Source organism: Pannonibacter sp. I15F10I1 (assembly GCF_900185665.1).
GTDB classification, from domain to species: Bacteria; Pseudomonadota; Alphaproteobacteria; order Rhizobiales; family Stappiaceae; genus Pannonibacter; species Pannonibacter indicus.
Window position 1 is genome coordinate 195,384 of record NZ_FYAN01000029.1, and the last position, 13,825, is coordinate 209,208.

Consider the following 13,825-nt stretch of genomic DNA (forward strand, 5'->3'; position numbering starts at 1 on the left):
GCTTGTGAGCTGAAGGGCTCATGAGGGGCCAAGCGACGGGAGACTTGAAATGGCTTTGAGAGACATTCTGATGGTGACCGATCTGTCGGGCGAACAGCAGGCCGTGAAATACGGCATCGAGCTTGCTGCCCGCTGCGACGCCCATGCGACCGGCCTTGCCCTTTCCTATGAACCCGTGGTGCCTGCCTTTGCCGCAGCGCCCGTTCCGGTCGACTTCATCGAGCAGAGCCGCCAGCACGCGCTCGCCGCTGCCCAGAAGTCTCTGGAAACCTTCAACGAGCTGGCCCGCCTTGGCGGAGTGAAGGCGGAAGGCCGGCTGGCCGAAGTCATCACCGGCGGCCCGATGGAACCGGTGCTGCGCCACTGCCGCCTGACGGACCTGATCGTCGTCGGCCAGGACAACCCGGACCAGCCGGAGCCGATGCGCGAACTGCTGATCGAAACGGCCCTGTTTGAAAGCGGCGTGCCGGTGCTGATCATCCCCTACATCGGCGCCCCCGCACCGAAATTCGAAAATGTGCTGGTTGCCTGGGATGGCAGCTCCACTGCCACCCGCGCCGTTCAGGCGGCCCTGCCGATCCTCGCGCTCGCCAAGAAGGTGACCGTGCTGATCATCAACAAGGGCTCGAAGATGGCCGGTGAGCCGGGCGCCGACATGGCCACGTATCTGGCCCGCCACAGTCTCAACGTCACCGTGGACGTGATCACCAACACCCAGACCACCGTCGCCGAAACGCTGCTCAACTATGTCAGCGACAACGGCAAGGATCTGGTGGTGATGGGCGGCTACGGCCACAGCCGCGTGCGCGAATTCCTCTTCGGCGGCGCCACCCGCGACATCCTCGCCGCCATGACCGTGCCGGTGCTGATGGCGCATTGAGGGGGCTATGCCGGATTGAAAGGTTCCGGCACGCACCAGCCTTGAACTGGAATCGGACAGGCCAAGTCCTTCTGGCATCGCCTCTCAGCCCACTCCCCCACGAGGGGCAGCGTTCATAACGGACTGTCAGCCAGGCTCCAACTCTTCTCCCCCCTTGAGGGGGAGATGCCCCCGGCAGGGGGCAGAGGGGGGTAACGGACTGTCCGCTTGTGAGAGAAGTTCTGCCGTACTGAGGCGCTGTCACCCCCCTCTGTCAGCTTGCGCTGACATCTCCCCCTCAAGGGGGGAGAGGGGCGCTGCGGCAAAACGAAGGTCCGGTCCTCTTCCGAGCGCCCGATGTAAACACTGTCCCACGAGGGGGAGAGGGAACTGAAAGGCTGTGCCTGCGACTGGCACTGTTGACTGTTGAGGCCGCACCCGGCACCCTTCGGCCGCGCAGCCCGATCACACGTCCTGCCGGAGTGTTCAGACCATGACCATCCGTAATCTGGAAGGCCTCTTCGCACCCGGCAGTCTTGCCATCCACGGGCCCAATGCCCAGGCCGCCGGATTGCCCGGCCTGATCATCAGCCGCTTGCAGGCCTCAGGCTTCCGGGGCCGCACCGCGCTGATCAATCTGGAAGCCCCGGATGAGGCCGACAGCTGGCCCATGTTTGCCAGCATTGCAGACCTGACATTCACGCCGGACCTGCTGATCTATCTCGGACCGGCAGAAGCAGCCCCGGCCACGATCGCCGAAGCGGCGGCACGCGGGATAAAGGCCGTGGCGCTGCAGTCGGCAGGCTATGAATCCTGGCCCGACGCAACGGTTTCCGCCGCCATGCAGGCAGCCCGCAGCCATGCGGTACGCCTCATCGGTCCCGGCAGCCTCGGCGTTGCCGCCCCTCACTCCGGGCTCAATCTTCTGGCCACCCGCGAGGCGCCGCAGGCCGGGGACCTGGCGCTGATCGCCCGCTCCGGTGCCGTGGTCAACAGCATCCTGTCCTGGGCCTCGTCCCGTAAGATCGGGTTTTCCGGGGTTGCCTCGCTCGGCCAGCGCAGCGACGTGGATGGCGGCGACCTGATCGACTATTTCGCCTCCGACTACCGCACCCGCGCCATCCTGCTGCATGTGGAAGCGGTGTCCAATCCGCGCAAGTTTCTCTCTGCCGCAAGGGCTGCGGCGCGCAGCAAGCCGATCATCCTCATCCGCTCGGGGCGCAGCCGCGATGCGGTGGCCAGCGGCAACACCCATGCGGGGCGGCTGACGCGCGCCGATGCGGTTTATGAAAGCGCCCTGCGCCGCGCCGGCATCCTGCGCATTGCCGACCTTGACGAGTTGTTCGAAGCGGTCGAGACCCTGACCCGTTTGAAGGTGCCGAAATGCCAGAGGCTCGGCGTCATCGCCAATGGCCGCAGCCTTGCGACTCTTGCCGCTGACAAGCTGCAGGACGGGCGGGCGGAACTGGCCGAACTGGACGGCGAAACCCTGGCCAGCCTTCAGCCGCTGATCCGTCCGGGCACCCAGCCCGGCAACCCGCTGACCCTGCCCGAAGGCGCCGCGCCCGAGGCCGTGGAACAGGCGGTCACCGCCATGCTGGCAAGCACGGCGGTGGACGGCGTTCTGGTTCTGGCGGCGCCCAATCCCTTTGTGCCGGGGGAGGATGTGGCCCGCGCCATTGCCAATGCCGCTGACAAGGACAAGCGCCGCCTTGGCCGCCGCAAGGCCGTTGTCGCCGCCATGGTGGGCGAAGATCCGCTGCCGCGTGCGGCGCTCGATTTCGCCCGGGTGCCGGTTTATGGCAGTCCGGCGGAAGCCGTGCGCAGCATCCTTTACCTGAAGCGCAGCGCGGAGGCACAGGAAGCCCTGATGGCCGCCCCGCCGAGCCTGCCGTCCGACTTCTCGCCCGATGTGGAGGACGCCCGCGCCATTGTCACCGCCGCCCTGAAGGAAGGACGCAGCATGCTGGACCCGGCGGAAACGGCCGCCCTGCTCTTTGCCTACCGGGTGCCAATGATCGAAACCCATCTCGCCCGCACCATCGATCAGGTGCGGCAGATGGCGGGCAGCCTGCTGGAGCGCTACCCCGCCTGCGTGGTCAAGGCCTGGTCCACTGCCCTGCCCTTCAAGTCCGATATTGACGGCGTGCGCCTTGGCATCGAAAGCGCTGATGCCGCGGCGCAATCGGCACAGGAACTGATTGATCTGGTCGCCCGCACCCATCCCAAGGCACGGATCGAAGGCTTCACCCTGCAGCCGATGCTGGAGGCCAAGCATGGGCTGGAGCTGTTTGCAGGGCTTGGCGATGATCCTTCCTTCGGGCCGGTGATCGCCTTCGGACAGGGCGGAACGTCCGTGGAAGTCTCCGGCGATGTGTCGCTGGAACTGCCGCCGCTGGATCTCAATCTTGCCAACCAGCTCATCCGCCGCACCCGCGTATCGCGCCTGTTCCAGGCGTTCCGCGGGCATCCTGAGCGGGACATGCAGGCCGTTGCGCTCACCCTGATGAAGCTGTCGCAGATCACCATCGACCTGCCGCAGGTGCGGGAGCTGGACATCAATCCGCTGGTGGCCCTGCCGCAGGGCGTGCTGGCGCTGGATGCGCGCATCGTGGTGGGTGAAGCGCCGGTGAAGGCCGGACGCACAGGCTCTTCCCGCCTTGCCATCGCGCCCTATCCGCAGGAGTGGGAACAGACGCTGACGCTTAGAGAGGGCGAGAAGGTTTTCGTCCGCCCCGTCCGCCCGGAAGACGAGGATCTGTTCCGCGCCTTCTTCGAACAGGTGTCGCCGGAAGACCTGCGCCTGCGCTTCTTTGCACCGGTGAAGGACTTCGACCACCGCTTCCTGTCGCGGCTGACCCAGCTCGACTATGCCCGTGCCATGGCGCTGGCGGCGATTGATCCGGAGACGGGCGATCTTCTCGGCGTCGTGCGCCTGCATGCGGACCCGGACCACAAGACCGGCGAATATGCGGTGATGGTGCGCTCGGACCTGAAGGGCCGGGGACTTGGCTGGGCGCTGATGAAGCTGATCATCCGCTATGCGGAGGTGGATGGCATCGACACCATCAAGGGCGAGGTGCTGAAGGAAAACACCAGCATGCTGACCATGTGCGAAGACCTCGGCTTCACCATGTCCACCTCCCCCGACGACCCCGCCATCGCCCTCGTCACCCTCTCCGTCAAATCGGCAGCTGCGACGATGGATAGGCCGGGGTGAGGGAACGGGAAAACCTCAATCTGGTCATCCCGGACGCAGCGGAGCGGAGATCCGGGACCGGTGAGCCAAGGTCTCTCTGGAGGTGATCCATTCAAACATTCTGCACCCCGGCTCACCGGTCCCGGATCGCGCGAGGCGCGTCCGGGATGACATCGGAGAAGTTGGGATGCGGGACTGAAAGCCCTCACTCCACCACGGCGCCCGTGGTGAGCTTGCGCTCGCTGTTGGGGCGGCGGGCCCAGGGGCGGGTGCCTGCGGGGATTTCGGTGACGGTGCCGACCGGCTGCAGGTAGTGGGTCACTTCCGGCCAGATGCCTGCCTTGAGCGCGGCTTCCACATGCGGCTTGGTGATCTCGAAGCTGGAGACGCCGCAGCGGAGCATCAGGGGGATCTGGTCGAGGATGAAGTCGCCGATGGCGCGGATGTCGCCCTCGTATCCCATCTGCTCGCGCAGAATGCGGGCGGAGGAAAAGCCCCGGCCATCGCTGAACTTGGGGAACTCCACGGCAATGCGCGGCAGGCGCGCGGCGAAGGGCGCCAGCGCCTCAACGTCATCACCCGGGCTCACCAGAACGGCGATATCACCGGCCAGCGCCAGAAAGGCATCGGGACCGGCCAGAAAGCGCGCCTGCGGCACCAGCAGCTTCACGCCCTCCGCAAAGGGATGGGCCGACAGCCCGGCGTCCTTGTCGAGGCGTTCCCAGCTTTCCTGCGTGAAGCCGCCGTTGGCGTAGATCGAGGTCATCAATTGCGTCCTTCGCAAAATTCATCAGGCATCCGGTTCCGGCAGCCTCATCAAGCCTTACAGGCCGGAGGAGCCGAGAGACAGGTGAATGCCGCATTCGGTCTTGTCCATGCCGCGCCAGCGGCCCGAGCGCGGGTCCTCGCCCGGCGCCACCTTGCTGGTGCAGGGCAGGCAGCCGATGGAAGGGTAACCCTCGGCCACCAGCGGATGCGGCGGCAGATCATGTTCCTTGGCATAGGCCAGAATATCCGAAGCCGTCCAGCTGGCCAGCGGATTGACCTTCACCCGGCCCTCTTCCACCTCGAACACCGGCAGCGCGGCACGGGTGCTGCTCTGGAAGCGCTTGCGGCCGGAAATCCAGGCATCAAAGCCCTTCAGCGCGGTGGCCAGCGGCACGACCTTGCGGGCATGGCAGCAGGCATCCGTATCCACCATCCACAGCATGCCGCCGGGATCTGCCGCCGACAATGCCTCGGGATCCGGACGGACATCAAGCACGCCGGTGAGGCCAAGCCGGTCCACCAGCAGGTCGCGGTAACGCAGGGTCTGCGGGAAATGCTTGCCCGTGTCGACGAAGATCACCGGCGCTGACGGATCGATCTCCGACACCATGTGCAACAGCACAGCCGAATCCGCCCCGAAGCTGGAGACGAGCGCAATGCGCCCCGCATAGTGATTGCGGATGGCATCGCGCAGGACCGTCTGCGGGCTCTCGCCTTCATACTGCCGGGCAAAGGCCAGCGCTTCCGCGCCAAGCCCCAACTCCGGATCGAAGGCGAGGCCGCTCAACTCAGTCAGTGCCATAGAGGGCCTCCTTGAACGGATCTTCGCCAACGCGGCGGTAGACCTCCAGGAAGGTCTCCTGCGGCGACTGGCGCAGGCCGAGATAGGCATCCACCAGCGTCTCGATGGCATCGACCACCTCTTCCGAGGAAAAGCCGCGGCCGATGATCTCGCCGATGGACGAGCTCTCGCTGGCCGAACCGCCGAGCGTGATCTGGTAGAACTCCTCGCCCTTCTTTTCGAGGCCGAGAATGCCGATGTGGCCCACATGGTGGTGGCCGCAGGCGTTGATGCAGCCGGAGATCTTGATCTTCAGCTCGCCAATCTCGCTCTGCCGCTCCGGCGCGCCGAAGCGCTCGGAAATGCGCTGCGCCACCGGGATGGAGCGGGCCGTCGCCAGCGCGCAATAATCCATGCCCGGGCAGGCGATGATGTCGGTGATGAGCCCGGCATTGCCTTCGGCCAGACCGTTCTTCACCAGCACGTCGAAGATTTCCGGCAGATCATCCAGCGCCACATGCGGCAGGATGACGTTCTGCTCGTGGCTGATGCGGATCTCGTCAAAGGCATAGGCCTCGGCAAGGTTCGCCACCACATCCATCTGCGCGTCCGTCGCATCACCCGGAATGCCGCCAATCGGCTTCATGGAGATGGTGATGCTGGTGTAGCCCGGCACCCGGTGCGGGTTGAGATTGTGCGCAACAAAGCGTGCGAAGGCAGCATCGCCCGCCACGCGGGCTTCCACCTTGGCGCTGACCGCATTGCGCGGCTCCAGGGCCGGAGGCGCAAAGTAGGTTTCGATGCGCCGCACTTCCTCATCGGGCAGGCGCAGCACGCCATAGCGGATCTTCTCGAACTCGGCCTCGATATCGGCCTTCAGCTCTTCAAGGCCGGTCTCGTGCACGAGGATCTTGATGCGCGCCTTGTACTTGTTGTCGCGGCGGCCATAGAGATTGTAGACGCGCAGGATCGCTTCCGAATAGGCCAGCAGATCCTCTTCGGGCAGGAAGTCGCGGACCTTGCGGCCGATCATCGGCGTGCGGCCCAGCCCGCCGCCGACGAAGACGGTGAAGCCGGTCTCACCCTTATCGTTGCGGGTCAGCTGCAGGCCGATGTCATGCACCTGCACCGCCGCGCGGTCATGCGGGGCGCCGGTGATGGCCACCTTGAACTTTCGCGGCAGGAACGAGAACTCCGGATGGAGCGAGGACCACTGGCGCAGGATCTCCGCATAAGGGCGCGGATCGGCAATCTCGTCGGCAGCAGCACCGGCGAAATGATCGGCCGTGACATTGCGGATGCAGTTGCCGGAGGTCTGGATGGCGTGCATCTCCACTTCCGCCAGCTCTTCCAGAATGCGCGGTGTGTCCTTCAGGCTCGGCCAGTTGAACTGGATGTTCTGGCGCGTGGTGAAGTGGCCATAGCCCTTGTCATAGGTGCGGGCGATGTGTGCCAGCCGGCGCATCTGGCGGCTGTTGAGCGTGCCGTAGGGAATGGCGACGCGCAGCATGTAGGCGTGAAGCTGCAGATACAGCCCGTTCATCAGGCGCAGCGGTTTGAACTCGTCCTCGGTCAGCTCACCGGACAGACGGCGGCGCACCTGATCGGCAAACTGTGCGGTGCGCTCCTTGACGAAAGCCTGATCAAATTCATCGTAGCGGTACATGTTGCGTCTCCAGGGCGGCAGCCGGGCTGCGCCGAAAATCTGTCATCTGGCGGGGCGGATGCCGGTGCACCGGCCCCTTAACTCTAGTCAGGCCGTTCTACTCAGGCACGGGCCTGCTTGCCGAGGGCGGGATGGGTGGTGGGGCCGGCGGCGCGGATCTTCTCGCGCAGGCGCTCCGGCACCCGCTTGCCGTCCTCGTCCTTGATCTCGATGTCGTAAGGGTCGACGATCTCGCGGGCAGCGACCGACTTTGCCGCCAGTGCCAGCGCCTCGGCCACCGCGTCCTTGCCCTCGAGCAGACGCGCCTCGCCGATCAGCTCGACCCAGGCGCCGTTTTCGCCCTGAAACACGACCTCGCCGTCGATCAGACGGTTGGCGGTGATCACCTTCATGCCTCTCTCCTCATCAGGCGCGGGAGGGCCCGCTGCCTGCAAAATTCCGGCAGGCCCGCGTCAGGCCGCCTTGACCTCTCGTGCCGCCGCCGCAATCGGCTCGGCCTTTTCCATCACGCCATGGCCCACAGCCTCGCCGATTACCATCAGCACGGCGCCATTCACATCCTTGCGCCCGGCCAGCTGCGGCAGGTCGGCCAGCACACCGGCGAACTGGCGCTCGTCCGGATGGGCGGCGTTCTCGATGATCGCCACCGGCGTCGTGGGCTTCAGCCCTGCCGCCATCAACCGCACGGAGACGGCGGCCGCCACGCTGCGCCCCATATAGACCGCAACGGTGGAGCCGCGCAGGGCAAGATTGGCCCAGTCTGGCAGAGTTTCACTCTCGGCATTGTGTCCTGTCGCAAACACCAGCGTGGATGCAACACCGCGCAGGGTCAGCGGAATCTGAGCAGAGGCCGCTGCCGCAAAGGCTGCCGTCACGCCCGGCACCACCTCGAAGCCGATCCCGGCCTCGCGCAGCGCTGCCATTTCCTCACCCGCACGGCCGAACACCAGCGGATCGCCAGCTTTCAGACGCACCACCTTGTGCCCGGCTTCGGCCAGTTGCACCAGCACCTTGTTGATTTCGCCCTGCGGCACCGAATGGGCACCCTTGCGCTTGCCGACGGAAATGCGCTGCGCATCGCGCCGGCCCATGGCAATCACCGGGTCCGGCACCAGCGCGTCATGCACGATCACATCCGCTTCCTGCAGCAGCCGCTGGGCGCGCAGGGTCAGAAGATCCTCGGCACCGGGGCCCGCTCCAACAAGCCAGACAAAGCCGCGGTCATCCGTGGCGCTGTTGAGCAGGCGCTGTGCCTCGGCGCGGGCGGCATCGGCACGCCCGGCGTAGAGATTGGTGGCAACGGAACCGGAAAAGAACCGCGCCCAGAAGCGGCGGCGCAGCGCGCCATCGGTCAGCACCTTCGCTGCCGTGTCGCGCAGGCTTTCGGCAAGGCGGGCAAGGTCGCCCGTGGCACGAGGCAGCATGCCTTCAATGCGGGCGCGGATGTGGCGCGCCAGCACCGGGCCGACGCCGGTGGAGGTGATGGCAACGGCAATCGGCGCACGGTTGACGAGAGCACCCGTGTAAAAATCGCAAAGTTCCGGCTTGTCCACCGCATTGGCCGGCACGCCGAGAATGCGCGCCGCCTGCACCACGGCCCGGTCCAGCGCCTCGTCCTCGCGAGCGGAAAACACCAGCGCAGCGCCATTGAGATGGCGCGGGCGGAAATCTTCCGCCACATGGGTGGCCCCCACCGTCTCCATCACCTCGGCCAGTTCCGGCTCGATGTGGGCGGAAACGACCTCGATCAGCGCATTGGTCTCGCCCAGCAGCCGCACCTTGGCCGCCGCCTCGCCGCCATGACCAACCACGACAACGCGCCGGTCCGCGACCTTGTGAAAGGCCGGGAACACGTCAAGGCGCCGGTGGCGCTTGTTCTCGCGGGGCTCGCCGCCGGATGCTGACCCGGTACCGGACATGAAGGCACTCCTGCATCAATGATGACACGCACAATAACGGTTGCAGGGCGATTATGCCGGGCATCGTTTTTCAAAGCTTGAAAAGGGGGAGAAAAAGAATCCTCAGTTCGCAGGTTCCACGAACAAGATCGCTTCCCCTCCTCCGGAACAGGCCGCCCGGCGCCACCGCCCGCCCCCCCTGTCCGGGCGTCTCAGGCTCAGTTCCAACGCCTGCGCCGGAGTCTTGTATGCAAGATTATTGACTCTGTGCGCAAAAATGCCTCACGATCATGCACGCTTGACAGTCTCAAGCGGCATGGGAGGAAAAATCATGAGAGGAAAACATGCTCTGCCAGCGGTTCTCCTGGCGGCAACAGTGCTGCCGGGCACCGCAGACGCCCGCGTGACCGGGTTCCAGATCCAGTCGGCCAGCCCTGCCTTCGAGGGCGCTGCTTTCGCAGATACGGGCACCTATGAGCGGATCGACGCCATCGCCACCATCGCGGTTGACCCGGATGCACCGGCCAATGCCGGAATTGCCGATCTGGACAAGGCGCCCCGAAATGCCAGGGGGGAAGTGGAATTCACCACCGAGGTCTTCATTCTGCGCCCGGCCGATGCGGCCAAGCAATCACCTGTCCTGTTCTATGAAGTGCCCAACCGGGGGCGGAACCTGAGTTTCACGCTGCTCAACCGTTCGGCAGGAACTGGCGTGCCCGCCAAGGCCGAAGATGCCGGAGACGGCTTTCTCATGAACCGGGGCAGCACGGTGGTCTGGAGCGGCTGGCAGTTTGACGCGCCGGAGGCAGGCATCAACATCACCCTGCCGAAGCTGCCAGGCGTCACGGGCATGTCCCGTGAGCAGATGATCTTCGACAAACCCGGCGAGACGGGAAAAATCCCCCTCACCTATCCGGCGGCCGATCTCGATCCTTCGAAAGCAACTCTGACCGTTCGCGCAACGCCGGATGCCGCGCCTGCCGCGCCGGAGGGTCTCACCTTCAAATATGTCAGCAACACCGAGATCGAGATCACCCGCCCTGCCGGACTCGATTCTGGGGCGATCTATGATTTCGTTTATCCGGCCGAGGGCGCCGTGCCCGCAGGCCTTGCGCTTGCCGCCACCCGGGATGTGGTCTCCTTCCTGCGCGGCAATGACGGCCATGACGCAGAGAACCCGCTCAACGGCATCAAATATACGGTCGGCATGGGCATTTCGCAGTCCGGCCGCTTCCTCCGCGACTTCATCTATCAGGGCTTCAACGCGGATGAAGGCGGGCAGCAAGTCTTCGACGGGGCGATGGCGCATATCGCAGGCTCCCGCAAGAGCTACACCAACTACCGCTTTGCCCAGCCCGGCCGTTACTCCCGCCAGCATGAGGACCATGATTATCCGGGCGACCAGTTTCCCTTCACCTATGCCCTTACGACCGATCCACTGACAAACAGACGGGAAAGCATTCTGAGTGCCTGTACCGCAAGCAATACCTGTCCGAAGATCATGCACACGGACACTTCGACGGAGTTCTGGCAGGGACGGGCCTATCTGGTGTCAGCTTCGCCCGAAGGGGAGACGCTGACGATGCCTGACAATGTCAGGCTCTATTTCCTCGCCGGTGTGCCCCATTTCAACGGCTGGGGCCTCAAGCCGGAAATGAGCCAGACCTGCATCCACCCCACGAACCCGCTGAGTGCGGCGCCGGTCATGCGGGCGCTTTATGCCGCGATGGAGGACTGGGTGGCGGAAGACAAAGCGCCGCCTGCAAGCCGCTATCCCACATTCTCAGAGGAAACTCTGGTCAAGGTGGAAGATCTGAAGCTGCCGGTCATTGGCGGTACGGCAGCCCAGCCGAAGTTCAACACGCTTCGGGTGATGGACCATTCCGTGCAGCCACCGGCTCGGGGCGCTGCCTATGCCGAATATGTCCCGCCAGTTGACAAGGACGGCATTCCTCTGGGTGGCATCCGCTTGCCCGTCATTGCTGCCCCGCTCGGCACCTATATGGGCTGGAACCTGCGCGCAAAGGACTTTGCCGAAGGTCAGCTGTGCAGCCTGGCCGGAAGCTACCAGCCTTTCCCGGCAAAGGCCGATGCCAATGACAGCCGCGATCCAATCGAGGCACGCTACAAGGACCAGCAGGCCTATCTGGATGCCGTGAAAGCAGCTGCCGAAGATCTGATCGCCGAAGGCCTCATGCTGCCGGAAGATACGGATTACGTACTCGAAAGCGCCAGAACAGACGCGAGCGCTGTCTGGAACTGAATGGTGGCACTTCTGAAAACAGAACCGGCGGCCGTCTGGCCGCCGGTTCCTTTTTGAAGGCCTGTATCCTCAGATGCAGCGGCCGCCGTCGACTTCGAGGGCGACGCCGGTGATGAACTCGGCGTCGTCAGAGGCGAGCCACAGAGCCGCGTTGGCGATGTCCTGCGGGGTGGAGAGGCGGCCGAGCGGGATGGAGGCGCGGAACTGGGCGCGCTTTTCCGGCGTGTCTTCGCCCATGAAGAGATGCAGCATGCCGGTCTCGCCTGCTACCGGGCACAGCGCGTTGACGCGGATCTTCGCCGGGGCCAGTTCCACCGCCATGGACTTGGTGGCCGTGATGGCCCAGCCCTTCGACGCATTGTACCAGGTGAGGCCCGGACGCGGCCGCAGGCCTGCGGTGGAGGCCGTGTTGATGATGACACCGCCGCCCTGCGCTTCCATCACCGGCACAACGGCAAGCGCCGCCAGATAGATCGCCTTGGCGTTCACATCGAAGATGCGGTCGAAGGTGTCTTCATCGACGCCCAGCATGGAGCCGTTGCGGTGGGAATAGCCGGCGTTGTTGACGAGGATATCGAGGCGCCCGAAATGCCCGGTGGCAGCCGTCACCACCGCCTCCACATCGGCCCGCACCGTCACGTCTGCCGTCACCGCAATGGCGGCTTCGCCGATCTCCGAGGCCACACGCGCTGCCGCTTCGCCGTTGAGATCGGCAACGATGACCTTCGCCCCCTCGCTGGCAAAGAGCTTGGCCATGCCCTCACCGAAGCCGGAGCCTGCGCCCGTGATAACTGCCACCTTGCCCTTGAGCCGGTCTGCCATGAATTCCTCCCTGAATTGCTGACTTTTTTGAAAGGTCCGCGTCAGCCGTGACGCAGCACCAGTGTCTTGGTTGCCGAGAAATCGTAGAGCGCCTCAAAGCCCTTCTCGCGGCCATGGCCGGACTTCTTGAAGCCGCCGAAGGGCAGCTCGATGCCGCCGCCTGCGCCATAGGCATTGACGAAGACCTGCCCTGCGCGCACGGCCTTGGCCACCCGCACCGCCCGCTGGGCATCCCGCGTCCACACGCCTGCCACGAGGCCAAACTCGGTGCCATTGGCAATGCGCAGCGCCTCTTCCTCATCGCGGAAGGGAATGAGCGACAGAACGGGGCCGAAGATTTCCTCACGCGCAATCACATGGTCCACGGGCACCGGACCAAAGACGCGGGCAGGCACGAAATGGCCTTCGCTGGAGGCATCCGGCGCAATCGCCCCTTCCGCAATCAGCGGAATGCCATCGGCCAGCGCCCGGTCCACAAAGGACTGCACGCGCCGCAGCTGGCCCGCATTGATCAGCGGCCCAAGGTCGAGATCGGCGCTGTGCGGGCCGGACACGAGGGTGCGGATGCGGGCGCGCAGACCCTCCACCACCGCATCCCAGATACCCTTGTGCACCAGCACGCGGCTGCCGGCCGAACAGGTCTGGCCGCAGTTCTGGATGATGGCATTGACGATGACCGGCAGCGCCGCGCCGAGGTCGGCATCGTCAAAGACGATCTGCGGCGACTTGCCGCCCAGCTCCAGCGTGCAGCCGATGTGGTTCTTGGCCGCTGCCGTCTGGATCATCACCCCCACTTCCGGCGAACCGGTGAAGGTAAGGTAATCGAGCCCCGGATGGTTGGAGAGCGCGGCCCCGGCCTCGGAGCCCAGCCCCGGCACCACGTTGAAGACACCCGCCGGGAACCCAGTCTCCAGCGCCAGTTCGGCGACGCGCAGGACGCTGAGGCAGGCGTCTTCCGCCGGTTTCAGCACCAGCGTGTTGCCCATGGCCAGCACCGCACCGGCTACACGGCCCATGATCTGTGCCGGATAGTTCCAGGGAATGATGCCGCCGACAACGCCATGCGGCTCGCGCAGGGTCATGGCCAGAAAGCCGTCGGCGGTGGGGATCGTGTCCCCCATCACCTTGTCTGCCGCTCCGCCATAGAATTCGAAGTAGCGGGCCAGCGCGGTGATATCCGCCTTGCCCTGCTTCAGCGGCTTGCCCGCATCAAGGCTTTCCAGCGCGGCAAGCTCGTCATGGTGCTCCGTGACCAGTGTCGACAGCTTCATCAGCAGGCGGCCACGGTCTGCCGCCGTCAGCTTCGGCCAGGGGCCGGTTTCAAAGGCCTTGCGGGCGGCTGCCACGGCACGGCCTACTTCCGCCGCATCACAACGCGGGATGAGGGCAATGACCTTGCCATCCGAGGGGCACAGGCTTTCGAAAACCTGCCCGTCCGGCGTGAACACCCGCTCGCCATCGATGATCGCCGCCGGCTTCAGCACATCCCCTGCCGCAATGGTCCGTAATGGCATGATTTCCTCCCTGCTCGCGTAGCTGAAAGGCGGGTGCCGTTGTCCCGGTGCCGCC

The 13,825-nt window shown here is 65.1% G+C and carries 10 protein-coding genes; 3 read left to right on the forward strand and 7 right to left on the reverse strand.

From position 1 onward, the window contains the following. Nucleotides 1–49: 49 nt before the first annotated feature. On the forward strand, nt 50–880 hold the full coding sequence (locus IF10I1_RS21755) for a universal stress protein (protein ID WP_186424658.1): 831 nt from the start codon (nt 50–52) through the stop codon (nt 878–880). Between the two features lie 472 nt (nt 881–1,352). Then, nucleotides 1,353–4,079: a bifunctional acetate--CoA ligase family protein/GNAT family N-acetyltransferase gene (locus tag IF10I1_RS21760; protein ID WP_186392108.1), complete on the forward strand. Its 2,727-nt coding sequence runs from the start codon at nt 1,353–1,355 to the stop codon at nt 4,077–4,079. A 184-nt stretch (nt 4,080–4,263) separates the two neighbouring features. On the opposite strand, the gene IF10I1_RS21765 is transcribed toward IF10I1_RS21760, so the two are convergent. The 5 genes from IF10I1_RS21765 to cysG all read right to left on the reverse strand — a co-directional run bounded on the left by IF10I1_RS21765 (nt 4,264) and on the right by cysG (nt 9,192). Next, the gene (locus IF10I1_RS21765; protein WP_186392109.1) at nt 4,264–4,824 is read right to left on the reverse strand and encodes a DUF934 domain-containing protein; all 561 of its coding nucleotides are present in this window, start codon (nt 4,822–4,824) and stop codon (nt 4,264–4,266) included. Between the two features lie 57 nt (nt 4,825–4,881). Then, the gene (locus tag IF10I1_RS21770) at nt 4,882–5,628 is read right to left on the reverse strand and encodes a phosphoadenylyl-sulfate reductase (RefSeq protein ID WP_094462401.1); all 747 of its coding nucleotides are present in this window, start codon (nt 5,626–5,628) and stop codon (nt 4,882–4,884) included. Beyond that, a complete protein-coding gene (locus IF10I1_RS21775) occupies nt 5,615–7,273 on the reverse strand; it encodes a nitrite/sulfite reductase (protein ID WP_186392110.1) in 1,659 nt (552 codons plus the stop codon). The genes IF10I1_RS21770 and IF10I1_RS21775 overlap by 14 nt, the downstream gene beginning before the upstream one ends. A gap of 101 nt (nt 7,274–7,374) precedes the next feature. Next, nucleotides 7,375–7,665 (reverse strand): DUF2849 domain-containing protein, encoded by a 291-nt coding sequence (locus IF10I1_RS21780; RefSeq protein ID WP_050472113.1) that lies wholly within the window; start codon nt 7,663–7,665, stop codon nt 7,375–7,377. A gap of 60 nt (nt 7,666–7,725) precedes the next feature. Continuing rightward, nucleotides 7,726–9,192 (reverse strand): siroheme synthase CysG, encoded by a 1,467-nt coding sequence (gene cysG, locus IF10I1_RS21785; RefSeq protein WP_186392111.1) that lies wholly within the window; start codon nt 9,190–9,192, stop codon nt 7,726–7,728. Between the two features lie 310 nt (nt 9,193–9,502). Between cysG and IF10I1_RS21790 the strand changes: the two genes are divergently transcribed. Further along, nucleotides 9,503–11,434, forward strand: coding sequence for an alpha/beta hydrolase domain-containing protein (locus tag IF10I1_RS21790; protein WP_186415276.1), 1,932 nt, complete (start codon nt 9,503–9,505; stop codon nt 11,432–11,434). Nucleotides 11,435–11,503: 69 nt separating this feature from the next. Here IF10I1_RS21790 and IF10I1_RS21795 read toward each other — a convergent pair whose 3' ends face one another. Next, nucleotides 11,504–12,256: an SDR family oxidoreductase gene (locus tag IF10I1_RS21795; protein WP_186392113.1), complete on the reverse strand. Its 753-nt coding sequence runs from the start codon at nt 12,254–12,256 to the stop codon at nt 11,504–11,506. A 41-nt stretch (nt 12,257–12,297) separates the two neighbouring features. Next, nucleotides 12,298–13,770 carry an aldehyde dehydrogenase family protein gene (locus IF10I1_RS21800; RefSeq protein ID WP_186392114.1) on the reverse strand — a complete coding sequence of 491 codons (1,473 nt, stop codon included), beginning with the start codon at nt 13,768–13,770 and terminating at the stop codon, nt 12,298–12,300. Between the last annotated feature and the right edge of the window lie 55 nt (nt 13,771–13,825).

Coding starts and splice junctions, on each gene's coding strand:
- IF10I1_RS21795 (WP_186392113.1), bottom strand. CDS start 12,256: ATGGCAGACCGGCTCAAGGGCAAGGTGGCAGTTATCACGGGCGCAGGC.
- IF10I1_RS21800 (WP_186392114.1), bottom strand. CDS start 13,770: ATGCCATTACGGACCATTGCGGCAGGGGATGTGCTGAAGCCGGCGGCG.
- cysG (WP_186392111.1), bottom strand. CDS start 9,192: ATGTCCGGTACCGGGTCAGCATCCGGCGGCGAGCCCCGCGAGAACAAG.
- IF10I1_RS21780 (WP_050472113.1), bottom strand. CDS start 7,665: ATGAAGGTGATCACCGCCAACCGTCTGATCGACGGCGAGGTCGTGTTT.
- IF10I1_RS21770 (WP_094462401.1), bottom strand. CDS start 5,628: ATGGCACTGACTGAGTTGAGCGGCCTCGCCTTCGATCCGGAGTTGGGG.
- IF10I1_RS21775 (WP_186392110.1), bottom strand. CDS start 7,273: ATGTACCGCTACGATGAATTTGATCAGGCTTTCGTCAAGGAGCGCACC.
- IF10I1_RS21765 (WP_186392109.1), bottom strand. CDS start 4,824: ATGACCTCGATCTACGCCAACGGCGGCTTCACGCAGGAAAGCTGGGAA.
- IF10I1_RS21790 (WP_186415276.1), top strand. CDS start 9,503: ATGAGAGGAAAACATGCTCTGCCAGCGGTTCTCCTGGCGGCAACAGTG.
- IF10I1_RS21760 (WP_186392108.1), top strand. CDS start 1,353: ATGACCATCCGTAATCTGGAAGGCCTCTTCGCACCCGGCAGTCTTGCC.
- IF10I1_RS21755 (WP_186424658.1), top strand. CDS start 50: ATGGCTTTGAGAGACATTCTGATGGTGACCGATCTGTCGGGCGAACAG.